25 protein-coding genes and 1 pseudogene are annotated in these 24063 nt (G+C 59.1%); 13 read left to right on the top strand and 13 right to left on the bottom strand.

The window, feature by feature from the left end; genetic code table 11:
- The first annotated feature begins 127 nt into the window (after positions 1-127).
- From hemA to AB7M22_RS22010, 6 genes are all read left to right on the top strand, one after another.
- Positions 128-1417, top strand: coding sequence for a glutamyl-tRNA reductase (hemA, locus tag AB7M22_RS22035; protein WP_008011966.1), 1290 nt, complete (start codon positions 128-130; stop codon positions 1415-1417).
- Positions 1414-2496, top strand: a complete 1083-nt coding sequence (gene prfA, locus AB7M22_RS22030; RefSeq protein WP_123359226.1) for a peptide chain release factor 1 — start codon at positions 1414-1416, stop codon at positions 2494-2496. The genes hemA and prfA overlap by 4 nt, the downstream gene beginning before the upstream one ends.
- A complete protein-coding gene (gene prmC, locus AB7M22_RS22025) occupies positions 2497-3327 on the top strand; it encodes a peptide chain release factor N(5)-glutamine methyltransferase (protein ID WP_454187781.1) in 831 nt (276 codons plus the stop codon).
- Positions 3321-4076, top strand: coding sequence for a molybdopterin-synthase adenylyltransferase MoeB (locus AB7M22_RS22020; protein WP_454187780.1), 756 nt, complete (start codon positions 3321-3323; stop codon positions 4074-4076). The genes prmC and AB7M22_RS22020 overlap by 7 nt, the downstream gene beginning before the upstream one ends.
- Positions 4069-4860 (top strand): glutamate racemase, encoded by a 792-nt coding sequence (gene murI / locus AB7M22_RS22015; protein WP_008011973.1) that lies wholly within the window; start codon positions 4069-4071, stop codon positions 4858-4860. Before AB7M22_RS22020 ends, murI begins: the two co-directional genes overlap by 8 nt.
- A 120-nt stretch (positions 4861-4980) precedes the next feature.
- Positions 4981-5499, top strand: a complete 519-nt coding sequence (locus tag AB7M22_RS22010; protein WP_454187779.1) for an acyloxyacyl hydrolase — start codon at positions 4981-4983, stop codon at positions 5497-5499.
- A 114-nt stretch (positions 5500-5613) separates the two neighbouring features.
- Here AB7M22_RS22010 and AB7M22_RS22005 read toward each other — a convergent pair whose 3' ends face one another.
- The 6 genes and pseudogenes from AB7M22_RS22005 to AB7M22_RS21980 form a co-directional block, all read right to left on the bottom strand.
- Positions 5614-5919: a YkgJ family cysteine cluster protein gene (locus AB7M22_RS22005; protein ID WP_007905822.1), complete on the bottom strand. Its 306-nt coding sequence runs from the start codon at positions 5917-5919 to the stop codon at positions 5614-5616.
- Positions 5920-5979: 60 nt separating this feature from the next.
- A complete protein-coding gene (locus tag AB7M22_RS22000) occupies positions 5980-6756 on the bottom strand; it encodes an SDR family NAD(P)-dependent oxidoreductase (protein WP_454187778.1) in 777 nt (258 codons plus the stop codon).
- Between the two features lie 67 nt (positions 6757-6823).
- Complete coding sequence (gene phrB / locus AB7M22_RS21995; protein WP_454187777.1) at positions 6824-8272, bottom strand: deoxyribodipyrimidine photo-lyase; 1449 nt, start codon at positions 8270-8272, stop codon at positions 6824-6826.
- 34 nt (positions 8273-8306) lie between these two features.
- Complete coding sequence (locus tag AB7M22_RS21990; protein WP_454187776.1) at positions 8307-9248, bottom strand: MerR family transcriptional regulator; 942 nt, start codon at positions 9246-9248, stop codon at positions 8307-8309.
- A pseudogene (locus AB7M22_RS21985) lies at positions 9245-9787 on the bottom strand (YbgA family protein); the annotation flags it as partial. The gene AB7M22_RS21990 and the pseudogene AB7M22_RS21985, both read right to left, overlap by 4 nt.
- 218 nt (positions 9788-10005) lie before the next feature.
- Positions 10006-10992 carry an NAD(P)/FAD-dependent oxidoreductase gene (locus tag AB7M22_RS21980; RefSeq protein WP_007905831.1) on the bottom strand — a complete coding sequence of 329 codons (987 nt, stop codon included), beginning with the start codon at positions 10990-10992 and terminating at the stop codon, positions 10006-10008.
- 196 nt (positions 10993-11188) lie between these two features.
- On the opposite strand from AB7M22_RS21980, the gene AB7M22_RS21975 reads away from it, so the two are divergent.
- Together AB7M22_RS21975 and hemH are read left to right on the top strand one after the other, a co-directional pair.
- A complete protein-coding gene (locus AB7M22_RS21975; protein ID WP_454187775.1) occupies positions 11189-12091 on the top strand; it encodes a TIGR01777 family oxidoreductase in 903 nt (300 codons plus the stop codon).
- 14 nt (positions 12092-12105) lie between these two features.
- A complete protein-coding gene (gene hemH / locus AB7M22_RS21970) occupies positions 12106-13128 on the top strand; it encodes a ferrochelatase (protein ID WP_454187774.1) in 1023 nt (340 codons plus the stop codon).
- A gap of 86 nt (positions 13129-13214) precedes the next feature.
- On the opposite strand, the gene AB7M22_RS21965 is transcribed toward hemH, so the two are convergent.
- Positions 13215-14489 carry a uracil-xanthine permease family protein gene (locus AB7M22_RS21965; protein WP_454187773.1) on the bottom strand — a complete coding sequence of 425 codons (1275 nt, stop codon included), beginning with the start codon at positions 14487-14489 and terminating at the stop codon, positions 13215-13217.
- Positions 14490-14491: 2 nt separating this feature from the next.
- On the bottom strand, positions 14492-15130 hold the full coding sequence (gene upp, locus AB7M22_RS21960) for a uracil phosphoribosyltransferase (RefSeq protein ID WP_008011992.1): 639 nt from the start codon (positions 15128-15130) through the stop codon (positions 14492-14494).
- 176 nt (positions 15131-15306) lie between these two features.
- Here upp and AB7M22_RS21955 point away from each other — a divergent pair, with 176 nt between their 5' ends.
- From AB7M22_RS21955 to AB7M22_RS21945, 3 genes are all read left to right on the top strand, one after another.
- On the top strand, positions 15307-15864 hold the full coding sequence (locus AB7M22_RS21955; protein ID WP_008011994.1) for a hypoxanthine-guanine phosphoribosyltransferase: 558 nt from the start codon (positions 15307-15309) through the stop codon (positions 15862-15864).
- 162 nt (positions 15865-16026) lie between these two features.
- A complete protein-coding gene (locus AB7M22_RS21950) occupies positions 16027-16512 on the top strand; it encodes a hypothetical protein (RefSeq protein ID WP_008011996.1) in 486 nt (161 codons plus the stop codon).
- Between the two features lie 63 nt (positions 16513-16575).
- A complete protein-coding gene (locus AB7M22_RS21945) occupies positions 16576-16863 on the top strand; it encodes a PA4642 family protein (RefSeq protein WP_008011998.1) in 288 nt (95 codons plus the stop codon).
- Between the two features lie 135 nt (positions 16864-16998).
- On the opposite strand, the gene mqo is transcribed toward AB7M22_RS21945, so the two are convergent.
- Positions 16999-18507, bottom strand: coding sequence for a malate dehydrogenase (quinone) (gene mqo / locus AB7M22_RS21940; RefSeq protein ID WP_454187772.1), 1509 nt, complete (start codon positions 18505-18507; stop codon positions 16999-17001).
- Between the two features lie 741 nt (positions 18508-19248).
- On the bottom strand, positions 19249-19482 hold the full coding sequence (locus tag AB7M22_RS21935; protein WP_008012002.1) for a hypothetical protein: 234 nt from the start codon (positions 19480-19482) through the stop codon (positions 19249-19251).
- 205 nt (positions 19483-19687) lie between these two features.
- Between AB7M22_RS21935 and AB7M22_RS21930 the strand changes: the two genes are divergently transcribed.
- Positions 19688-20272 carry a YajG family lipoprotein gene (locus AB7M22_RS21930; protein WP_007905851.1) on the top strand — a complete coding sequence of 195 codons (585 nt, stop codon included), beginning with the start codon at positions 19688-19690 and terminating at the stop codon, positions 20270-20272.
- Positions 20273-21214: 942 nt separating this feature from the next.
- On the opposite strand, the gene AB7M22_RS21925 is transcribed toward AB7M22_RS21930, so the two are convergent.
- A complete protein-coding gene (locus tag AB7M22_RS21925) occupies positions 21215-21592 on the bottom strand; it encodes a DUF6124 family protein (RefSeq protein ID WP_454187771.1) in 378 nt (125 codons plus the stop codon).
- Between the two features lie 328 nt (positions 21593-21920).
- The gene (locus tag AB7M22_RS21920; protein ID WP_007939788.1) at positions 21921-22127 is read right to left on the bottom strand and encodes a hypothetical protein; all 207 of its coding nucleotides are present in this window, start codon (positions 22125-22127) and stop codon (positions 21921-21923) included.
- 193 nt (positions 22128-22320) lie between these two features.
- Between AB7M22_RS21920 and AB7M22_RS21915 the strand changes: the two genes are divergently transcribed.
- Positions 22321-22599, top strand: a complete 279-nt coding sequence (locus AB7M22_RS21915; protein WP_008014178.1) for a hypothetical protein — start codon at positions 22321-22323, stop codon at positions 22597-22599.
- A gap of 207 nt (positions 22600-22806) precedes the next feature.
- On the opposite strand, the gene AB7M22_RS21910 is transcribed toward AB7M22_RS21915, so the two are convergent.
- Positions 22807-23970: a 1-acyl-sn-glycerol-3-phosphate acyltransferase gene (locus tag AB7M22_RS21910; RefSeq protein WP_454187770.1), complete on the bottom strand. Its 1164-nt coding sequence runs from the start codon at positions 23968-23970 to the stop codon at positions 22807-22809.
- Positions 23971-24063: the final 93 nt, after the last annotated feature.

The raw sequence follows: 24063 nt of genomic DNA, 5'->3' as shown, positions 1-24063 counted from the left end.
GCTCTTGTAAACGAGAACGGATCGCAGCCTTTGGCAATTCTTACAGGAGCGATAGAGATCGAGTGGTTGTTCTGGCTCTGTCGAAGTAGGACAATTGTCGGCTTCACGTCACCATCAGCGACCTTGAATGGCCTTCCTTGCACTCGGTATTAACCACAAGACTGCTTCAGTAGACGTCCGCGAGCGCGTGGCCTTTACCCCTGAGCAGCTGGTTGAGGCCTTGCAGCAGCTCTGCCGACTCACCGACAGCCGCGAAGCTGCGATCCTCTCCACCTGCAATCGCAGTGAACTGTATATAGAACAGGATCACCTTTCGGCTGACATCGTGTTGCGCTGGCTGGCCGATTATCATCATTTGAGTCTCGATGAGCTGCGCGCGAGCGCTTATGTGCATGAAGATGATGCGGCAGTTCGTCACATGATGCGGGTTGCCTCCGGGCTCGATTCGCTGGTGTTGGGTGAACCGCAGATTCTCGGTCAGATGAAATCGGCCTACGCGGTCGCTCGCGAGGCCGGCACCATCGGTCCGCTGCTCGGGCGGCTGTTCCAGGCCACATTCAATGCGGCCAAACAGGTGCGAACCGACACCGCCATCGGCGAAAACCCGGTATCCGTAGCGTTTGCCGCGGTCAGCCTGGCGAAACAGATTTTCAGTGATTTGCAACGCAGCCAGGCTTTGCTGATCGGCGCTGGCGAGACCATCACCCTGGTCGCCCGCCACCTGCATGAGCTGGGGGTGAAGCGAATCGTGGTTGCCAACCGCACCCTGGAGCGCGCGAGCATTCTGGCCGAACAGTTCGGCGCCCACGCAGTGCTGCTCTCGGACATCCCGGCAGAACTGGTGCGCAGCGACATCGTCATCAGTTCCACCGCCAGCCAGTTGCCGATTCTCGGTAAAGGCGCGGTGGAAAGTGCCTTGAAATTGCGCAAGCACAAGCCGATTTTCATGGTGGATATCGCCGTCCCTCGGGATATCGAACCAGAAGTCGGCGAGTTGGACGACGTTTACCTGTATAGCGTCGACGATCTCCACGAAGTGGTTGCCGAAAACCTCAAGAGCCGTCAGGGCGCTGCCCAGGCCGCCGAAGAGATGGTGTCGGTCGGTGCCGAAGATTTCATGGTTCGCCTGCGCGAACTGGCGGCGGTGGATGTGCTCAAGGCCTACCGTCAACAAAGCGAGCGCATGCGTGACGAAGAATTGCAGAAAGCCCAGCGCATGCTGGCCAACGGCAGCAGCGCGGAAGACGTGCTGGTGCAACTGGCTCGCGGCCTGACCAACAAACTCTTGCACGCACCGAGCGTGCAGTTGAAAAAGCTCTCTGCCGAAGGCCGCCTCGATGCGCTGGCCATGGCCCAGGAACTCTTTGCCCTCGGTGAGGGCTCATCGGATAGCTTTTCGGATAAAAAACCGCAATGAAAGCGTCACTGCTCAATAAGCTGGACATCCTCCAGGACCGTTTCGAGGAATTGACCGCCCTGCTTGGCGACGGCGAGGTCATTTCCGATCAAAACAAGTTCCGCACCTATTCCAAGGAATACGCGGAAGTCGAGCCGATTGTTGGCACCTATAAACAGCTGCTTAAAGTGCAGGGCGACCTCGAAGGGGCTCAGGCGCTGCTCAAGGACAGCGACCCGGACATGCGCGAAATGGCCGTGGAAGAAGTCCGCGAAGCCAAAGAGCAACTGATCGAAATCGAAGCCCAACTGCAACGCATGCTGCTGCCCAAAGACCCGAACGACGGGCGCAACGTGTTCCTCGAAATCCGTGCCGGCACCGGCGGTGACGAAGCAGCGATTTTCTCCGGCGACCTGTTCCGCATGTATTCGCGTTACGCCGAGCGGCGTGGCTGGCGGGTAGAGATTCTCTCGGAGAATGAAGGCGAACACGGCGGCTATAAAGAAGTCATTGCCCGGGTTGAAGGCGAGAACGTTTACGGCAAGTTGAAGTTCGAATCCGGCGCGCACCGCGTACAGCGGGTTCCGGCCACTGAATCCCAGGGCCGCATCCACACCTCGGCTTGCACCGTGGCCGTGTTGCCCGAGCCGGACGAGCAGGAAGCGATCGAGATCAATCCGGCGGATCTGCGGGTCGACACCTATCGCTCCTCCGGTGCCGGTGGTCAGCACGTCAACAAGACCGACTCGGCGATTCGTATCACGCACTTGCCGTCCGGCATTGTCGTTGAGTGCCAGGAAGAACGTTCCCAGCACAAAAACCGCGCGCGGGCGATGTCCTGGCTGTCGGCCAAGCTTAACGATCAGCAGACCAGCGCCGCTGCGAATGCCATCGCCAGCGAGCGTAAATTGCTGGTGGGGTCCGGTGACCGCTCCGAGCGCATTCGCACCTACAACTTTGCCCAGGGCCGGGTCACCGACCACCGGGTCAACCTGACGCTGTATTCCCTCGATGAAATTCTCGCGGGCGGTGTGGATGCGGTGATCGAACCGCTGCTGGCCGAGTTCCAGGCCGACCAATTGGCAGCGATAGGTGAGTAAATGACGATCATTGCCAGCTTGTTGCGCGCCGCCGATTTGCCCGACTCGCCCACCGCGCGTCTGGATGCCGAATTGCTGCTGGCGGCTGCCTTGGGCAAGTCCCGCAGTTTTCTGCACACCTGGCCTGAACGTATCGTCCCGAGCGAAGCAGCCCTGAAGTTTGCCGAGTACCTGCAGCGCCGCCGTAGCGGTGAGCCGGTGGCTTACATTCTGGGGCAGCAGGGCTTCTGGAAGCTCGACCTGGAAGTCGCGCCTCACACATTGATTCCGCGTCCCGACACCGAATTGCTGGTAGAGACCGCGCTGGAACTGTTGCCGGCCACACAGGCCTTGGTGCTCGATTTGGGCACCGGCAGTGGCGCCATCGCCTTGGCCCTGGCCAGCGAACGTCCAGTCTGGAAAGTCACCGCCGTGGATCGCGTGCTGGAAGCCGTAGCCCTGGCCGAGCGCAATCGCCAGCGGCTGCACCTGAACAACGCCACGGTGCTGAGTAGTCATTGGTTCAGCGCTTTGGAAGGCCAACGCTTTCAATTGATCATCAGCAATCCGCCCTACATTGCTTCGACCGATCCGCATCTGGCGGAGGGCGACGTGCGCTTCGAACCAGCCAGTGCCCTGGTGGCCGGCGTCGATGGGCTCGACGATTTGCGTCTGATCGTCGATCAGGCACCGGATCATCTTGAGGCAGGTGGCTGGTTGATGCTCGAACACGGTTACGATCAAGCCGAGGCCGTGCGCGATTTGCTGCTGACCCGCGGCTTTGAAGAAGTCCACAGCCGCACCGATCTGGGCGGTCACGAACGCATCAGTCTGGGGCGCTTGCCGTGCTGAATGATCAGGAATTACTCCGCTATAGCCGGCAGATTCTGCTGCAACACGTCGACATCGACGGCCAGTTGCGGCTCAAAGAAAGCCGTGTGCTGATTGTCGGCCTCGGCGGTCTCGGATCACCGGTGGCGCTGTACCTGGCTGCGGCCGGTGTCGGTGAGTTGCATCTGGCGGACTTCGACACGGTCGATCTGACCAATCTGCAACGTCAGATCGTTCACGACACTGACAGCGTCGGCCTGAGCAAAGTCGATTCAGCGACCCGGCGCCTGACCGCGATCAATCCCCAGATTCAGCTGATTGCCCATCGCACCGCCCTGGATGAAGATTCTTTGGCGGCGGCAGTGGCGGCGGTGGATCTGGTGCTGGACTGTTCCGATAATTTTTCCACCCGCGAAGCAGTCAACGCCGCGTGTGTGGCTGCGCGCAAACCGCTGGTCAGCGGTGCGGCGATTCGGCTGGAAGGGCAATTGTCGGTCTTCGACTCCCGTCGTCCGGAAAGCCCGTGCTACCACTGTTTATACGGGCACGGCAGCGAAGCCGAGCTGACCTGCAGCGAGGCCGGTGTACTCGGTCCGCTGGTGGGCCTGGTCGGTAGCCTGCAAGCCCTCGAAGCGCTGAAATTGCTGGTGGGGTTCGGTGAACCGCTGGTGGGGCGCCTGTTATTGATCGATGCCTTGGGCACGCGCTTCCGTGAATTGCGGGTCAAGCGTGATCCGGGTTGCAGTGTCTGCGGGTCAAGCCATGCGTGAAGCGCCGATTGCTGTATTCGATTCCGGCGTCGGTGGACTTTCCGTGCTGGCCGAGATCCAGCAGTTGCTGCCCAACGAGTCTCTTTTGTACCTCGGCGATTGCGGGAATATTCCCTACGGTGAGAAATCACCGGCATTCATCAGTCAGCGTTGCAGTGTCATGGCGCAGTTCTTTCAGCAGCAGGGCGCCAAGGCGCTGGTGCTCGCTTGCAACACCGCGACTGTCGCAGGTGTTGCGGACTTGCGACGCGATTTCCCCGAGTGGCCCATCGTCGGCATGGAGCCCGCGGTCAAGCCGGCTGCAGCGGCGACGCGCAGCGGTGTAGTTGGCGTACTCGCCACCACCGGCACTTTACAGAGTGCCAAATTCGCTGCCTTGCTCGACCGTTTTGCTGCCGATGTGCGAGTCATCACTCAGCCATGCCCAGGGCTGGTGGAGCTGATTGAAAATGGCGATTTGCACAGCGAGGCATTGCGTCAGTTGCTGCAGGGGTATGTCGATCCGCTGCTGGCTGCCGGTGCAGACACGATCATTCTTGGCTGCACGCATTATCCCTTTCTAAAGCCGCTGCTTAAGCAGATGATCCCCCAGAACATCAGCCTGATCGATACCGGTGCCGCTGTGGCACGGCAGCTTCAACGATTGTTGGCCGAGCGTGAGTTGCTGGCCGAGGGACCTGCTCGCGCTACCCGGTTCTGGTCGAGTGCGGATACGGAACATTTCAGAAATATCTTGCCGGTTTTGTGGCATTCGACGGGTGTTGTGCAAAGCTTCGACTTGTAGATAAAAAAAGAGATCACACGAATAATTGAGCTGAACTTCTGATCAAGCTTCAACTTCTGTAGCTTTGTCTGTTGGGCAGCATAAAAACCATACGAAATTGTTCGGAAAAGGATGTTTCTAATGAAGCGACTATTCTGCTTGGCCGCGATTGCGACCGCATTGATGGGGCACAGTTTTACCGCGCAGGCAGCAGGGGTGGAATTCGGGGTCGGCCAGACCAGCGATTCGACCATGACTTACCGATTGGGCATGCAATTCGACTGGGACAAGAGCTGGTTGCAGAGTGATATCGGTCGCTTGACCGGCTACTGGAGCGGTGCTTACACCTATTGGGATGGCGATAAAACGTCGAGCAATCACAGTTTGTCGTTCTCGCCGGTGCTGGTGTACGAGTTTGCCGGTCAGACCATCAAACCCTACGTTGAAGCGGGTATCGGCATCGCGGTGTTTGCCAACACCGAGGTCGAAGACAATAAACTTGGCGGAGCCTTTCAGTTTGAAGACCGTTTCGGGTTTGGTCTGCGCTTTACCGGCGGACATGAAGTCGGGATTCGCGCCACGCACTATTCCAATGCCGGGATCAGCAGCCCGAACGATGGTGTAGAGAGTTACTCGCTGCATTACACGATGCCGTTGTAACGTCAAAAGCTTCGCGGGCAAGCCTCGCTCCTACAGAGACCACCTTACCCTGTAGGAGCGAGGCTTGCCCGCGAAGACGTCAGACCTGCTGACCTATCTCTAAAATCTCCCCTTTTACCGATACGCCGTCGCAATCCCCTGGCGTTCGGTGATGCATTCCGGTGCGCCCATTTCGAACTCCCGGCAGATCAGCGGACGTTTTTCGTAGATGGTGCACATCATGCTGTTGCGATCCAGCGCGGCGCACCAGCCGTCATCCAGTCGCAGCATGACTTCCCCGCCCCAATCGTCAGTATCGATAAAGCGCTCGGGCACGCCGGTGTCGGTGATCAACATGACTTCAAGCTGACAGCAGCAGGCTGCGCAGGTCGAACAGGTGACCGCAGGCTCGGCGATTTGCGTGTGGGGAATGGTTTTCATGGCACGCAGTGTAAGGCAGTGGGCCCACGCTGTGTGAAAGGCCTGACGGACGCTCAGGCTTCACGGCAGATCGTCGATCGGCGGATTGTTTCGCTCCATGCACTTGCCGATTTTCAGTCCCGTCTGGCCAGACTTGTGTGGCAGGGGCCAAAGGACAGGCATGAGCAGTTCCGGTAAGGGGAGCTCCAGTGGACGATGCTTGAGCATGTTGAAGAGGTATCGCGCAGCGTCGTCCGCTGACCAGTCGAGGTGCTTTGAAACGTCATTGCTCAGGGGGATATCGATAAGTCCTGGGCTGACTATGGTCATTTCGATGTTTTCTGGCGCCACGTCGATGCGCAAGGACTCGAAAAGGTAGCGTAACCCGGGCTTTGAATCGCCATAGGCTTCAGCTTGTGGCAGGGGCAAATAGGTCACCGAGCTGGCCATGCCCACCAGATGCGGCGCAGTGCCCGTCTGCAGCAGGGGCCGTGCGGCTTCGATGCAATAGCTGCTGGCAAGCAGGTTGGTACGCACGATGTGCTCGATGATTGACGACTCGAACTGACTGGCGTCGACGTATTCGCAGGTGCCTGCGTTGAGGATCATGGTGTCCAGAGAACCCCATTCCTTGGCAATCTGCTCGCCGATTTCGCGCACCTGTTGGCCGTTGGTCAAATCACCCGCGACCACCAGCACTTGTCCGGGGTAACGCTGAGACAGAGCTTTCAATGGCGCCAATAAGCGGGAGCTGACAGCCAGGTGGGCACCGGTTTTCAGTATTTCTTCGGCTAAAGCGGCACCAATGCCGTTGCTGGCGCCGGTCAACCAGTATCGCCTTGGAGGTGTAAGACTCATCCCAATTCCCTTTTTAAGCAGATAATTTTCCGGCTCAGCACCGTATTTATAACGCAATGCGACGGCATCAAATTAATTCCGGGGGTGATAAACCCTGTCGGGATGGCAGGTTCTTGAACGCGGCCAGGGCCCGTTCGCGGGAAGTGCTCAGGTTGACGATCGGCGATGGATAATCCGTCACACCGAATAATCCGTCGAGTCTCGCGCGATTGTGCAGGTCTTTTTTGTTCATTCCATTGATCTGCGGCAACCAATGCTTGATGAAAACCCCTTCGGCGTCGAATTTTTCCGACTGGCTCAGCGGGTTGAAAATCCGGAAGTAGGGCGCCGAATCGGTGCCGGTGGACGAACTCCACTGCCAGCCACCGTTGTTCGCCGCCAGATCGCCGTCAATCAGATGCCGCATGAAGAAACGTTCACCTTCACGCCAGTCGATCAGCAGGTTTTTGGTCAGGAACATTGCCACGACCATGCGCAAGCGGTTGTGCATCCAGCCGGTTTCCAGCAATTGGCGCATGGCGGCATCAATGATCGGCAGGCCGGTACGGCCTTGTTGCCAGGCCTTGAGGTCTTCCGGGGCGTCACGCCAGGCGAGGGCTTCGGTTTCCGGGCGAAAGGCACGGTGCCGGGAGACCCGTGGGTAGCCCACCAGAATGTGTTTGTAGAATTCGCGCCACAACAACTCGTTGATCCAGGTGACGGCACCGACCTTGCCGCTTTCGAACTCCCCCTGATTGCTTTGCAACGCGGCGTGCAGGCACTGACGAGGTGAGATGACCCCGGCAGTGAGATAGGCCGAGAGTTGGCTGGTGCCGGGTTTTGCCGGGAAGTCGCGCTCGCTGTGGTAATAGTCGATATGTGCGTCGGTAAAGGTCTCGAGGCGGCGTCGGGCCTCGGCTTCGCCGGCCGGCCAGAGAGCACGCAAACTGTCGCTGGGCGTGTCGAAACCCTCGACACGAGAGGGCGGTTCGTCACTGGCGATACCCAGCGGAGGCTGGATGGCGGGGGCGGTAACCAATCTCGGTAATGATGCGTGCAAGCGTTCGTAGCAGACCTTGCGGAACTGGCTGAAGACCTGGAAATAGGTGCCGGTTCTGGTCAGCACGGTGCCAGGCTTGAACAGCAGTTGATCGAGGTAGCGGTAAAAGTCGATGCCTTGGGTTTTCAGGGCTTGGGCCACCGCGGCATCACGACGGGTTTCATGAATGCCGTATTCCTCGTTGACGTGCACTGCGTCGATCTTCAATTGCTGGCACAACTCGAGCAAGACCTTCGGTGCCTCATCCCAGCGGGACGCCTTGCGAATCAGCAGCGGGATGTTCAGGGCGCCCAGCGCATGGCGTAACTCGCTGAGGTTGCGCAGCCAGAAATCCACTTTGCACGACGCGTCGTCATGCGCCAGCCATTGCTGCGGACTCAGCAAATACACCGCCACGCTCGGACCGCGGGCTGCGGCGGCCGAGAGGGCGGTGTTGTCGTGTAGACGCAAGTCGCTGCGCAGCCAGATCAATTGCATGGTGGTATCCGCACGATCCATTAAAAAAGCGTCATTAAATGAGCCCACGCTGAATCAGGCCCTGATGGGCCGACAACGGGTCTTCGGCCAGGGACAAATCAGCAATGGCAGTGGTTCTTGCGGATAACTCGGTGTGGTGGATACACACCGTTGGTCCGGCAATCATTTTTGGGCAACTGACGCCATTCAAAAGTTTCGTCAGATGCGCAAGATTCATGGCTTTGCTGGAATACAGCAGTACGCCGCGGGCTTGCAGATGATCGACCGCCAGCGCAAGTTCGCCGGCGGGGAGTGGCCAGTCGAAGACTTCCACCGGGCAATCGACGCTGCTGATCAGCCAGGCCGTGAGCCACAGATGAGGTTCCAGCGGCAGGTCCGAGTGATTGATCAGCAGCAGCGGCGCGGTGCGCAACTGACGGTTGTTATGGTAGATCCTCGCGCCGAATTTGCTGCGCAACCAGGAATAGACAAACACCCGCTCCATCTGCGCGCCGAACTGGCCTTGCCAGCGTTGTTCCAGTTCCGCCAGCAATGGCATCAACAATTTTTCACACAAGGTGCGTGGCGGATACAGCGCCATCGCCTGATTCACCGTGTCATCGAGGGTGCGCTCGGCCAGTTGAGTGACCGCTTGCAGCAGTGTCTGACGCAGCACCAGCCAGTCGTTCCCGATGGGGTCGGTAAGCCCATGGGGCGTGTCGAGCAGTTGTTTGACCTGGCTGACAGCCACGCCGCGATTGAGCCAGGTGAGAATCGTCAGGATCCGTTGAACGTGTTCGGCACAGAACAGCCGATGCCCCTTGGGCGTACGCTGGGGCACGATCAGCCCGTAGCGCCGTTCCCAGGCGCGTAAGGTGACGGCATTGACCCCGGTTTGCCGGGCCACTTCACGAATGGGTAGCCAGCCAGCGTCCAGGGCTTTTTTGAAGTCGCTGCCAAGGTCTTCGCTGGCGCTGGTGTCCGGTGGATTTTTCATTGAATTGCGTTTCGCAGGCTGAGGTTTTCTGGAGGCGGTTGCAGGTAAACCTGTTGCGCAATGTATGGATCCGGGTGTTGGCGAAAATAGTGTTTGAGCAGCGTCAATGGCACCTCCAGCGGCACGATGCCCTGGCGATACTGGCCGATGACGTGCTGCACTTGCTGTTTGTCTTCAGCGCTGATGGCCCGTTTGAGATAGCCGCTGAGGTGCTGCAGCACGTTGGTGTGGGTGCGGCGTGTGGCGCATTTTTCCAGGGCCGCCATCAGCTCGCTGAAATAGCGCGGGCCGAGCTCTTCGAGAGCGGACTGGCCCATATTGCCCAGCAAGTTGCCCAGGGTTTTGTATTGCACCGGGTTGTGGGCCATCAACAGGTATTTGTAGCGCGAATGAAAATCCGTGAGGCCGCGTCGGGTCAGGCCTGCTTGCAGCAATTGCTGCCAGTCGCTGTAGGCAAGCACGCGGGCGAGGAAGTTTTCCCGTAGCACCGGATCGTTGAGCCAGCCTTCTTCTTCCATCGGGAAATCGGGATGCAGCGCATAGTCAGAAAAGATGCGGCCGCTGATGGCGATTTTCGAATGGGTCGCTGACTGTGCAGGCATCGGAGCACCTCGAATCTGAACCTGTACAGAGTGGTGTTTCTGTACAACATGCTCTTCAGCATAGATCCGAGGGTGTACAAGTCAATTTTTTTGTATAGGTTTTTGCGGGGCTGCTGCCCATGTCGACAGCAGCGATGGGCTGGACTTGATTCAATTCACTGCAGGTGTTCGTGCAGCCGGCGGGCTGCTTCCTGACCACTGAGCCAGGCACCTTCGACACGGCCAGACAGGCACCAGTCGCCGCACACATACAGACCCAGATCAGCATCGGCCAGGGCACCCCATTCATGGCTGCTGGCCGGCCGGGCGTACAGCCAGCGGTGAGCGAGGCTGAAGGTCGGAGCAGGCATGGCGTCGTGCAGCAGTTCGGCAAAGGCACCGTGCAATTGCTCGATCACCGCTTCCTTGGGCAGGTCGATGTGCTGCCGGCTCCAGGCGCTGGTGGCGTGCAGCACCCAGGTGTCGAGGGTGGTGTCGCGTCCCGGTTTGCTGCGGTTGCGCGCCAGCCAGTCCAGTGGGCTGTCCTGCACGAAGCAACCTTCGATGGCGGTTTCCAGTGGCGTGTCGAATGCCAGGGCGACGGCCCAGGTGGGTTCCATTTTTACCCCGGCGGCGGCTCCGGCGAGCTTCGGCGCGGCCGCCAGCAGCGCGGTCGCCTGAGGGGCTGGCGTGGCGATAACGACATGGCTGAACGGGCCGTGAGTGAAACCCTCGGCGTCTTGCAGGTGCCAGTGTTCTTCGCCGCGATAGACCTCGGTGATGCGGCAGGCGAAATGCACTTCCAGATCACCGAGCAGGCCGCGCGTGATCGCGCTCATGCGTGGCGTGCCGACCCAGCGTGTCTGTTCGTCCGGCGAAGGTCTGAGCTGGCCGCCGTGAAAGGTATAGAGCTGCGGCGTCCATACGGCGACCCAACCGTTGGCTTGCCAGCGCTGGACTTCGGTGACGAAGCGACGGTCGCGGGCAGTGAAATATTGCGCGCCCATGTCCAGAGCACCCGCATCGCTGCGCTTGCTCGACATGCGTCCGCCACTGCCGCGGCTTTTATCGAAAAGTTGAACGACATGCCCGGCCTCCGTCAGGGCCTGGGCGGCTGAGAGTCCGGCGATGCCGGTGCCGATGATTGCGATAGGTACAGTCATAGGGGCCTCGTTTACCTTTCTGTACAGACTACGCCGTGGTTCAAACCTGTACAATATTGTTTTTTGGTATAACTTTTAGCGTCCTCGTTCTGACAGCTTGGCCTATTGTTAAGCACAGAGCCTGCCCAATACCAAAGATCCCTGCTTATAAAAATAGACTAGTGATCAGGGTAAAACGCCACGCGAGGAAGATGTCATGCACATATTGCTGACCGGCGGTACTGGTTTGATAGGACGTCAACTCTGCCAACACTGGTTGAGCCAGGGACATCGCCTGACGGTCTGGAGTCGCACGCCTGAAAAAGTCGCCAAAGTCTGTGGCACTCAGGTACGTGGAATCGCCCGACTTGAGGACCTGGGTCAAGAACCGGTGGATGCAATTATCAACCTCGCGGGCGCACCGATTGCCGATCGGCTCTGGACGCACAAACGCAAGGCGTTGTTGTGGAGCAGCCGGATCACCCTGACCGAAACCCTGCTGGCCTGGCTCGAAAGCCGCGAGCAGAAACCGCCGGTATTGATTTCTGGCTCCGCGATCGGTTGGTACGGCGACGGTGGTGAGCGGGAGTTGACTGAACAATCTCCACCGGTCATTGATGATTTCGCCAGCCAGTTGTGCGTCGCCTGGGAGGAGACCGCGCAACGCGCCGAAGCCTTGGGCATTCGCGTGATCCTCATTCGTACCGGGTTGGTGCTGTCCGCCGAGGGCGGCTTTTTGTCGCGGTTGTTGTTACCGTTCAAACTGGGGCTGGGCGGGCCGATCGGCAATGGTCGGCAGTGGATGCCGTGGATTCATATCAAGGATCAAATCGCCCTGATTGATTTTCTTCTGCACCGCAATGAGGCCAGCGGTCCATATAATGCCTGCGCGCCCAAGCCGGTACGCAATCGCGAATTCGCCCAAACGTTGGGTAGCGTGTTGCATCGTCCGGCGTTCATGCCGATGCCAACCCTCGTGTTGAAGGTGGGCCTGGGTGAGTTGTCATTGTTGCTGCTGGGTGGCCAGAAGGCCATGCCGGCTCGCTTGCTGGAAGCGGGGTTCACATTCCAGTTCACTGATTTGCGCGCGGCGTTGGACGATCTGTCCAGCCGCCTTTAGAAATAGGACGTTGCATGACCGATCACGCGTTGCTTCTGGTCAACCTGGGTTCACCCGCTTCCACCTCGGTGGCGGATGTGCGCAGCTACCTCAATCAATTTCTGATGGACCCGTATGTGATCGACCTGCCATGGCCGGTGCGGCGTTTGCTGGTGTCGTTGATTCTGATCAAGCGCCCGGAACAATCGGCTCACGCTTATGCGTCGATCTGGTGGGCGGACGGCTCGCCATTGGTGGTGCTCAGCCGTCGTCTGCAACGGGCCATGACCGCGCAATGGAGCCACGGACCGGTGGAGCTGGCGATGCGCTACGGCGAGCCATCCATTGAGTCGGCGCTGGTTCGTCTGGCGTCTCAGGGTCACAAAAAAATCACCCTGGCGCCGCTCTATCCGCAATTCGCCGACAGCACCGTGACCACGGTGATCGAAGAAGCCAAGCGGGTGGTGCGGGAGAAGAAACTCGACGTGCAGTTCTCGATTCTCCAGCCGTTCTATGATCAGCCGGAATACCTCGATGCCCTGGTGGCCAGCGCTACGCCATATTTGCAGCAGGATTACGATCACCTGCTGCTGAGCTTTCATGGTTTGCCGGAACGGCACCTGAAGAAGCTCAATCCGGGTCACAGCTTCGAAGGTGGCGGCGATTGCTGCGCCGGTGCGCCGCCGGAAGTGGTCGCGACCTGTTATCGCGGTCAGTGCCTGCGCACCGCGGCAGAGTTTGCCAAGCGCATGGGCCTGCCGGATGGCAAATGGTCGGTGTCGTTCCAGTCGCGTTTGGGCCGGGCCAAGTGGATCGAACCCTACACCGAAGCGCGTCTCGATGAGTTGGCCAAAAGCGGCGTGAAGAAAGTCCTGGTGATGTGCCCGGCGTTCGTCGCCGATTGCATCGAAACCCTGGAAGAGATCGGTGATCGCGGGAAGGAGCAATTCCGCGAAGCGGGAGGGGAGGAGTTGGTGCTGGTGCCGTGCCTCAACGATGATCCGCAGTGGGCGAAGGCGTTGAACGCATTGTGTGAGAGAGCGCCGTTGGCGCTTTAAAAGCATCGCGGGCAAGCCCGCTCCCACAGGTTTTGCGCTGACCTTGTGGGAGCGGGCTTGCCCGCGATGGCGTTCTTGAGACCTGCTTAGATCAGCGGCTCATCCGCCTTCTTGTGCTTCCAGCTGTCATGGCCCGGCAGCAACAGGTTCAGCGCAATCGCCACCACCGCGCACAGCGCGATGCCTTTGAGGCCGAAATCATCCGGGCCGGTACCGGTGCCGACCAGTACGCCGCCAATCCCGAACACCAGCGTCACCGAGACAATCACCAGATTGCGTGCTTCGCCCAGGTCGATCTTGTGGCGAATCATGGTGTTCATCCCCACCGCGGCAATCGAACCAAACAATAGGCAGAGAATCCCGCCCATCACCGGCACCGGGATGCTTTGCAGCAGGGCGCCGAACTTGCCGATGAACGCCAGGCTGATCGCAAAGATTGCCGCCCAGGTCATGATTTTCGGGTTGTAGTTTTTGGTCAGCATCACCGCGCCAGTCACTTCGGCATAGGTGGTGTTGGGCGGGCCGCCAAACAGTCCGGCCGCGGTGGTGGCAATGCCATCGCCGAGCAACGTGCGGTGCAGGCCGGGCTTCTTCAAATAATCGCGACCAGTCACGCTACCGACCGCGATTACGCCGCCGATGTGCTCGATGGCCGGGGCCAGGGCTACCGGAACGATGAACAGAATCGCCTGCCAGTTGAACTCAGGCGCCGTGAACTGTGGAATCGCAAACCACGGTGCAGCAGCAATCTTCGCGGTGTCGACCACACCGAAATAGAACGCCATGGCAAAACCCACCAACACGCCGGAGATGATCGGCACCAGGCGGAAAATGCCTTTGCCGAACACCGCGACGATCAAGGTGGTCAGCAGCGCCGGCATCGAGATCAACATCGCTGTCTGGTAAGGAATCAGTTCAGTGCCATCGCCAGCCTCGCCCATCGCCATGTTGGCGGCGATCGGCGCCATGGCCAGGCCGATGGAGATGATTACCGGGCCAATCACCACCGGTGGCAGCAAACGGTCTATGAACCCGGTGCCTTTGATCTTCACGGCAAGACCAAGGAAGGTGTAGACGAAACCGGCCGCCATCACCCCACCCATGGTTGCCGCCAGGCCAAACTGGCCCTTGGCGAGAATGATCGGCGTGATGAAGGCAAAGCTCGAAGCGAGGAAAACCGGCACTTGGCGCCCGGTGACGATCTGGAACAGAATCGTCCCCAAACCTGCGGTGAACAGCGCCACGTTCGGGTCGAGGCCGGTGATCAACGGCATCAACACCAGCGCGCCAAAGGCCACGAACAGCATCTGTGCACCCGACAGCACCGTGCGCCAGAGCGGATCGTTGAACTCTTGCTGCATGCTCAAGCGTCCTTCTGCTTGGTACCGAAGATCTTGTCACCGGCATCGCCCAAGCCTGGGATGATGTAACCGTGTTCGTTGAGTTTTTCGTCAATGGAGGCGGTGTAGATCATCACGTCCGGGTGAGCTTTGCCTACAGCGGCGATGCCTTCAGGAGCGGCTACCAGCACCATTGCGCGGATGTCTTTGCAGCCTGCCTTTTTCAGCAAATCAATGGTGGCGACCATGGAACTGCCGGTGGCGAGCATCGGGTCGATGATCATGGCCAGGCGTTCGTCGATTTCCGGCACCAGTTTTTCCAGGTAGGTGTGGGCCTGCAGGGTTTGTTCGTTGCGGGCCACGCCCACGGCGCTGACTTTGGCGCCCGGGATCAGGCTGAGCACGCCTTCGAGCATGCCGATACCGGCACGCAGGATCGGCACCACGGTAATCTTCTTGCCGGCGATTTTCTCGACCGACACCGTGCCGCACCAGCCTTCGATGTCGTAGCTTTCCAGCGGCAGGTCTTTGGTGGCTTCATAGGTCAGCAGGGCACCGACTTCCTGAGCGAGCTCACGGAAATTCTTCGTGCTGATGTCGGCGCGGCGCATAAGGCCAAGTTTATGGCGGATCAGCGGATGGCGGATCTCGAGGATGGGCATGGGGAAAGGCTCCGGCGGCGGGCAAAAAAACCGGCCTAGATTAATCTATCCGAGGGTGTTGTCCTATAGACATACAGAACGTTAGTCCACAAACGCTTGATCTGGCCTCGCTTGATGCGTACCTTTGCCCGCTTTTCCGAATCCGTCCCTCCCCCTAAAACCCCTTGGAGAGCGCCATGTCCGCTGATCTCGAGCATATCCGTCAAATCATGCGAGAGGCTGACTGCCTGTACACCGAAGCTGAAGTCGAGGCGGCCATCGCCCGCGTCGGTGCGCAAATCAACGAACAGCTGGCTGAAAGCAATCCGGTGGTGTTCTGTGTGATGAACGGCGGGCTGATTTTTTCCGGCAAGCTGCTGACCCATCTGAGCTTCCCGCTGGAAGCGTCCTACCTGCACGCCACCCGTTATCGCAACGAAACCAGCGGCGGCGACCTGTTCTGGAAAGCCAAGCCGGAAGTCTCGTTCATTGACCGTGACGTGCTGATCATCGACGACATCCTCGATGAAGGTCACACCCTGGGCGCGATCATCGACTTCTGCAAACACGCTGGCGCCCGCGCCGTGCATACCGCCGTGCTGATCGACAAGGACCACGACCGCAAGGCTCGCCCGGACCTGAAAGCCGATTTCGTCGGCCTGCCGTGCATCGACCGTTACATCTTCGGTTACGGCATGGACTACAAAGGCTACTGGCGTAACGCCAACGGGATTTTTGCTGTTAAAGGCATGTAAGCCCGGCTATCCCCTTTCCTGTGGGAGCGGGCTTGCCCGCGATTGCGTCGTGTCAGATAGATCGCTATCGCGGGCAAGCCACGCTCCCACAGGGATCGGTGTCCACAGAAGAGTTTTCGTACACCCATGCTAGAGTGCTCGGCCCCGCCCCCGGAGCCTGTCATGAGCCTTTTGATCCGCAGCTGCGCCGCCCTGTTGCTGACCCTCAGCCTGCCCCTGGCAGCCGCCCCGTCGCCGATGCACGCGCAGTTTTTGCCCCCTGACGACCTGACCCTGCGTGACGCTGAACCCGAGCAGCAGCAACTGTTGCAGGTCACCGAGTATTCGGTGGTGATCGGCAGCCAGCGCCAGTCCAACCAACAGCCGATCCCGGTCACATCGCCATTGCTGATCCGCCTCAAGGGCAAATCCTTGAACAAGGGCGCGACCATCAGCCAGGTGCTGGTCAACTTCGATGGCGAAAGCAAAAGCCTGAAAAAGCCGATCTACGACGAAAATCGCAAGACCCTGACGCTCTTCTACCCAATGGCCCAGTACCGGGTGGTGATCGACTTGTTGCGCAACGACACGGTGTATTGCCAGTTCCTCAGCTACGCCAACGGCCATATCTGGGCCGATCTGCACACAGGTAGCGTTCGTCCGCGTTGAGCCCCATGCCCGGGCAGGGGTAAACTGCCCGCCCCGTGAAATGTCTGCGAGCTGGAGTCGGCAATGCGTAAAGATAAGAAGCAAGTGATTGGTGACGAGATCGGCGATGAGCAGATCAAGCTGTTTCTCGATTTTGAGCCGGTCGATGCCACTTCACCGTCGCTGCACAAACTGATCAAGGCGTACCGTGGCCTGCGTATCGATGACTTCGAGCGTTTTCTGACGTTCTTTGTTGAAGCCGGCCATGACCTGAATGGCAAGGATGAGCACGGCAATGACTTCGTCGCCCTGATCAAGGATCAGCGCAACGCGGCCGAGTACATCGAGTTGATCGACAAGGCTCGCGGTTAACCCATACCTGTAGGAGCACGGCTTGCCGGCGAAAGCGATCTTAAGGATGCCTTCGCCGGCAAGCCTGGCTCCTACAGACGGCACAAAAAAACGCCCCGCCCTCAATGAGGACGGGGCGTTTTTTATGCGGCCGAATCAAGCGTAGCTTTCGGTCTCGTTACTGGCTTCAACCAGTTCCAGCGCGACGTTGTTGTGCGCATTGATCTTGCGATACAGCCCAGCGTCGGTTTCCAGGACCTTTTCCCGAGCCGGGAAGATTTCCGCCAGTTTGGCAGCCCATTCACCGGACGCTTTGTTCGGGAAGCATTTTTCGATCAGCTCAAGCATGATCGAAACAGTCACCGAAGCGCCTGGCGAGGCGCCGAGCAGGGCCGCAAGGGAACCGTCCTTGGCCGCGACCAGTTCGGTACCGAACTGCAGGACGCCGCCTTTCTTCGGGTCTTTCTTGATGATCTGCACCCGTTGACCGGCTACTTCCAGGCGCCAGTCTTCGGCTTTCGCTTCAGGGTAGAAACGACGCAGGGATTCCAGGCGCTGTTCCATCGACTGCATCACTTCGCTGACCAGGTACTTGGTCAGGTCCATGTTGTTTTTGGCCACGGCCAGCATCGGGCCGATGTTGCCGGCGCGAACCGACATCGGCAGGTCCATGAAGGAGCCGTGCTTGAGGAACTTGGTGGTGAAGCCGGCGTAAGGCCCGAACAGCAGGGACTTCTTGCCGTCGACCACGCGAGTGTCCAGGTGTGGCACGGACATCGGTGGCGAACCCACGGCGGCCTGGCTGTAGACCTTGGCCTGGTGGTGCTTGACCACTTCCGGGTTGTCGCAACGCAGCCACTGGCCGCTGATCGGGAAGCCGCCGAAGCCTTTGCTTTCTTCGATGCCCGAGGCTTGCAGCAGCGGCAGTGCCGCACCGCCAGCGCCGAGGAACACGAACTTGGCGTCGACTTCACGGCTGTTGCCGGTATTGACGTCCTTGATGCTGACAGTCCAGCCACCGTTGTTACGCTTCAGGCCAGTCACACGCTTGCAGTACTTGACCTGGGCATCGGGTGCGCTGGTCAGGTGCGTGAGCAATTGATTGGTCAGGGCGCCGAAGTTGACGTCGGTGCCGTTCATCACGCGGGTGGCGGCGACGACTTCGTCAGCCGGGCGGCCCGGCATCATCAACGGCATCCACTCGGCCATGGTCGCCTTGTCTTCGGTGTATTCCATGTCCGAGAAGGCGTGGTGTTTGCTCAGCGTCTTGAAACGTTCCTTGAGGAAGGAGACGCCGTCGTCGCCCTGCACGAAGCTCAGGTGCGGCACCGGGCTGATGAACGACTTGCACGAGCCGAACGTGCCTTTCTTGGTCAGATAGGACCAGAACTGCTTCGACACCTCGAACTGGGTGTTGATGTGCACGGCTTTCTTGATGTCGACGGTGCCGTCGGCGGCCTGTGGCGTGTAGTTCAGCTCACACAGCCCGGCGTGACCGGTACCGGCGTTGTTCCACGGATTGGAACTCTCCGCGGCACCGGAATCCATCAGCTCGACGACTTCCAGCTTGATCGCGGGGTCGAGCTCTTTGAGCAGTACAGCAAGGGTGGCACTCATGATGCCGGCCCCAACCAGTACTACGTCGACTGCTTCGTTATGCGCCATTTAACGCGTCTCCAAAATCTGCAGCACCAAATTGTCGGCATAGCTGCCAGGCGTTCCGGGGCGATGTCAGTGATGCCCCTGGTACCCATGGCCAGGATCGCCATGTCCGAATCTTCGCAATTTTTCGCAACTTCGACGGATGCATGCGGCTTGGCCTCAAGAGTCACATGAACTCATTTCGGCACTCGGCTGGCAATTCGACTTATGGTCGAGACATCCGTTTGTGCAACCAAATCCGTAGCGGACAGGCTTCAGGCTCCGGTGTTCGAGGAATACTCGGTCCTGTGTCGTTGGGCTGTTGTAGACGCTAATGGTGCATGTTCAGACGCAAAACTATTCATTTGCTCGCCACACTCTTGTGAAGTTGTGAAAACCCGTTTTTTTCACGCTCTTTTGAAGACGTGAACCTCAAAAAAGGGCTGTCCCAGCCTGGCACTGTGCCCGGATGGATTGCCGCCATGGGGTACATGACAGGCAAAACGGGCAAACAGCTCAGTAACCGAGCGTAATGACAGCTCTGCAGATTCGCGAAAAGTGGTGTTTTTGCTTAGGGAACAGCAAGCGCGCCAGCTTCACTCGATCTGTGTGGGCGGCTCTCTGTGGGCGGTGCGGGGGTGTCAATACCGAGGCATTGACGATGCTGCGAGGCCCGATCAGGAGACGTCCTTATAATCGGGGGGAGATTGTATCTAAGAAACGCAGGGAAATGGTCGTGTTTAATGACTTTTATTAGGCGTCCGGTCAGGTGGTCAACAGTTGTTGCGCACGTGCACGTGGCTGGCGCTGGCTGACACGGGCGCTGGCGGGCAGGGGATGGTGCAGCCAGTTGAGGCGGATTTCTTCGATTTCGACCCAGCCATCGCCCATGGGCTGCAGGCTGCACTGTTTGAACGCCTGGCAGCGACCATCGCGGTCGAGCAGGGCAAAGCAGCGATGCAGTGGGCGTGGCGCGAACATTGAGATGAGAAAACGCATGGCAAAGTACCTTGTAGGGTGACTACTGTGAAGGTTGCCAGTCAGCCATGACGTGCATGTGTAAGGTCGGTGACAGATGTGTGACAGGAACCGCGCTGCGCCGGGTTTGTCAGAGATTTTAGTAATCGTTGTGCGAAGCTAGTTCGCCGCAGTGGCGCACCGCTATACTGCGGGCCTGTTAGTGCCTGATTCTGGAGAGAAGAGCATGTTGCAACGCCTGTTGTTCGGTTTGATCACTGTGACCAGTTTGACCCTCGTCGGCTGCGCCCACAGCCCGCAACAACTGAACCCGGAACCCAAGCTGACAGCTCAGCTGGCGCCGGTCGGCCGTGGTCAGCCGGTGGTGGTGCGTGTGGTGGACGGTCGTCCGTCGCCAACGCTGGGGACTCGTGGTGGTCTGTACCCGGAGACCAGTGCGATCACTGTGCAGGGCGCGCAGATTTTGCCGAAGCTGCAGGCTCAGGCTGAAGCGGCCGTGCGCTTGCTGGGCTTTACGCCGACGGCCAATGCGCTGAATGCACCGCAATTGACGGTGACCCTGGCTGAGCTGAAGTATCAGTCGCCCAAGGAAGGCCTGTATGTGACTGAGGCAACGATTGGCGCGACGTTCCGTTCGGATGTGCAGAATGCCAACCGCCGTTACAGCGGTCGCTACGGTGCGTCGCTGGATCAGCGTTTTGGCATGGCGCCGAATCAGGAAACCAATACCAAGCTGGTCAGTGATGTATTGAGTGATGCGTTGACCCGCTTGTTCAAGGATCCGACGATTGGTCAGGTGCTTGCCGAGTAACGATTTGCGGCTTGTTTAAAGAACCCGGTGTCAGTGATGGCGCCGGGTTTTTTTGTGTCCTTTGTGTCCTTTGCGGTCTTGGTTACGATGGCGGCCTTTGGGCCGACCATGTTTTGGTTGGTGGTGTACATATCCGTTGCTGCGGTAATGGCGGCTTATGGTTTCGCCCTTACGGCGACTCCCTTTGGCAAATGCCCCAAAGGAAGCAAAGGTCTTCGCCCCAAGCGTCCGGCCCCTCGCTAGGGCTCGGCGTTCCTTCGCTCCGGTATCCATCTGGGGGCATCGCCCTACGGTCTGCTTCGCTACGACCTACATGCGATGGGTTCGACTGCGTCGAACGGCGCTGCGCGCCAATCCCCAGATGAACACCTGCGCTCAGCCTCCCGAAGGGGCGGGTGGATCAAGATCAAAAGCCAGATCAAAAGCTGCAGGCGAGCTAACGCTCGGCCTGTTGAGTGGTGAAAGGCGGGTGTACGCCGCTCCACTGTGTGTGGGCTTGCCCGTGATGGCGGCCTGACAGCCAACCAATCTCTCTCAGACATACACCGCCCCACTTGTAGGAGCGAGGCTTGCCCGCGAAGGCGGTCTGACAGCCGCCCAATCTCTCGCAGACATACGCCAACCCACTTGTAGGAGCGAGGCTTGCCCGCGAAGGCGGCCTGACAGCCACCCAATCCCTCGCAGACATACGCCGACCCACTTGTAGGAGCGAGGCTTGCCCGCGAAGACGGCCTGACAGCCGCCCAATCTCTCGCAGATGTACGCCGACCCACTTGTAGGAGCGAGGCTTGCCCGCGAAGACGGCCTGACAGCCGTCCAATCTCTCGCAGATGCACACGGTTCAATTGTGGGAGCGAGCCTGCTCGCGATGGCGGCGTGTCAGGCGACATCAATGTTGAATATCAGGCCGTCTTCGCGGGCAAGCCTCGCTCCTACAGGGGATCAGCTGTGTGGCGCAGGTTTTGGTATGGCAACGTTATCCAGCATCCGGTTCACCGCCAGTTCTGCCAGCATGACGATCTGTTGAATCGCCATCACCGTGTGCCGGTGCGGCCCTTCCAGATAGCCTGCAATATCACTCGCCATCACACTGGCCTGGGCCAACGATTCACAGGTGTGGGCCAACAGGTCTTCGTCTTTGATATCCGGCGCAACCATATACATCGTGCTCGGCTTGCGGGCCACGGGGGATTTGAGGGCGGATGGGTTGAGGTAGTGATCGAGCGCGCGGTTAGCGGCATCGTGGAGTTTTTTTGAATCGAGGGATTCGTAGGGGGAAACATTGTCGGTTTCTGGAGGATTGGGTGTGGCTTTGAACATGGTGACGCTCCGAATGAAAGGTTTAGCTGCCACGATCGCTGCGACGCGATTGAAGGAGGCAGCTGTACGCGGGGTCGCAGACCGAGCCATTCGGAAACCCGGCATACCCGAAGGTATCCCGCGCACAGCCACCATTAAACCAAACGACTAGCACCGAAGCGCTCCGGTTTGGGCCGGCGATTATGCACCAAATGAGCTGAACTGAACGGACTGCGACGCCCGGTCGCTGATGTGCAGCGACCCCCAAAGCCTATCCACCCCATTTCCGAGCGACAACCTTCAAAACCTGTCGGAATCTTCCGTTTCAATCACTGCGTTTGTAGGACGCTCAAGCCGCCTCCGAATAAAAATCCAGCACGCTCACCCCCGTCAGTAAATCCGTTTCCGGCAAATCCGCATGTTGATGCCCACCCAGCGCGCAATACACCAGCCAATGCCGGTCCTGAACGTTGAAGGCGAGGCTGCCGACTAAGGTTTGTTGTTCGTCGCTTTGGGCAATGAGGTAGAGGCGGTCCTGGTTTTCGGCGTGGAGCATGACGGGGTCCGTGTCGGTTTCGAGGGGCGACAGACTGGCGGATTCAGATGACGGCGCCGTGACACAGGACAGCAATCGGCTAAATGGTTTCGTTATTTGTCGGAAAGCCGGGGCAGGTCGGAGCGCTTTCGGTAGAATCCGCGCCGTGGTCGTCGGTCCGGCGTCTGCTACACCGGTTTGCCTGAGGTTTGTGATGTCGTTGCATTTGATTTCGCTCTTTACCGCTCATCCCGCCAAATTGATCAATTTGCTGGCCTTGCTGTTCGCCTTCCCGGGCAGTTGGTTGCTGCACGCCACCCGTCGTCGCGAACAGCGCGCCATGGCCAGTATCGAGGCGCAGCGCCAAAGTCGTCCCAGTGAAGAGCCCACACTGGATTGGGCGACCCTGCGCATGAACCGTTTTTTCTACCGCTTCGGTTTCGCCTGCCTCGGGATGGCGTTGCTGGTGTCGTGGATCAGTACTCGCGTCTGAAAATCTGACACAAGACCCTGTGGCGAGGGAGCTTGCTCCCGCTGGGCTGCGAAGCGGCCCCAAACCAGTCACCCTGGTAGTGTCAGCTGCTGCGCAGCCGGGCGGGAGCAAGCTCCCTCGCCACAAGTACAGTGCCTGACTGTCCTGTCGCATCAAGACAAACAAAAACGGCGCCCGAAGGCGCCGTTGTCATTTCCAGCCATTGCCTTACAGCGGCAACCCGGCCTTGACCCGGTACTGATTGCGCACCGGCGTCGCATATTGCAGCACCAGGAACGGACGATGCTCCTCAGGGCAGGCATCCAGCCGGCGCTGCCATTCTTCCTGGGCCTTGGCCAGTTCGTCCGCCGCAAACACCTCGTCCGCTTTCGGCACCGGCAATTGCGGGTCGGCGTCTTTCCATTGCGCATAGGCCAGGTAGTGCACCGGGAACAACCGGTAGCCACCAAGAATCTGCTTGTCCATTTCGATCGCCAATTGCTTGGTGTCTTCGAACAGCTCGCTGATCGGCGTGGCGAAGTTCACGTGGACCCGGCCTTTGTAACCGGTGATGCCTTTGGCGATGCTCACGTCATCCTCGCCCGGTACCTTGGTGTAGCTGCCGGTGGTGGCGCGGATGTACAGCTCGCGGGCCTTGGCCTGGTCGCACGGGTCGTATTCGTAGCTGATCGACACCGGGGTGAGGTTCAGCGAGCGGATGACTTCGCCGAACGGCTCGTCCTTGCGGCTCATATGGAACATCTTGAGGATTGCCGACTCGGTGCGGTCGTCGCCGTCCTTGGCCCGGCCTTCAGCCTGGGCGATCCAGATTGAGGCGCAGTCGTTGCGGATCGAGTGGTTGATGTACGCGGACAACAGCTGATACGCCGCCATTTTTTCCCGGCGACCAGTGATCGAACGGTGCACGATGAAGCTCTTGTTCAGGCGCATCAAATCGCTGACAAAAGGCTTTTGCAGCAAGTTGTCGCCAATGGCGATGCGCGGGGTCGGCAGGCCGGCGTGGTACACGGCGTAGTTGACGAAGGCCGGGTCCATCACGATGTCGCGGTGGTTGGCGATGAACAGGTAGGCGCTGCCGGACTTGAATTGCTCCACGCCGGTGTACGTCACACCGTCCGTGGCGCGCTCGATGGTGTGGTCGACGTAAAACTCGACTTTGTCCTGCAAGGTGGCCACCGAGTTGACGTCGGCGAACTCACGGCGCAGTCGATGAGCTATAAGAGGTTTGAGCATCCAGCCGAAGGCACCGGCATAACGCGGGAAGCGGAAGTGGGTGAGGATATCTAGAAACGCCTTGTCGCCGAGCAGCCGTGCCAGCACCGCTGGGACTTCGCTGTCGTCGTAAGGTCGGATGGCATCGAATTCGCCCATCATGCTCTCTTGTTAGAAACGGCTAGGGTAAGTAAAGGTTTTGATCGAAAACCAACGGGGCACGGTCTGAAAAGTTAGCCAGACGAAAATAGC

Source organism: Pseudomonas sp. ADAK2 TE3594 (genome assembly GCF_053628675.1).
Note: the sequence above shows the minus strand (reverse complement) of the source record. Positions and strands in the feature narration are given on the sequence as shown.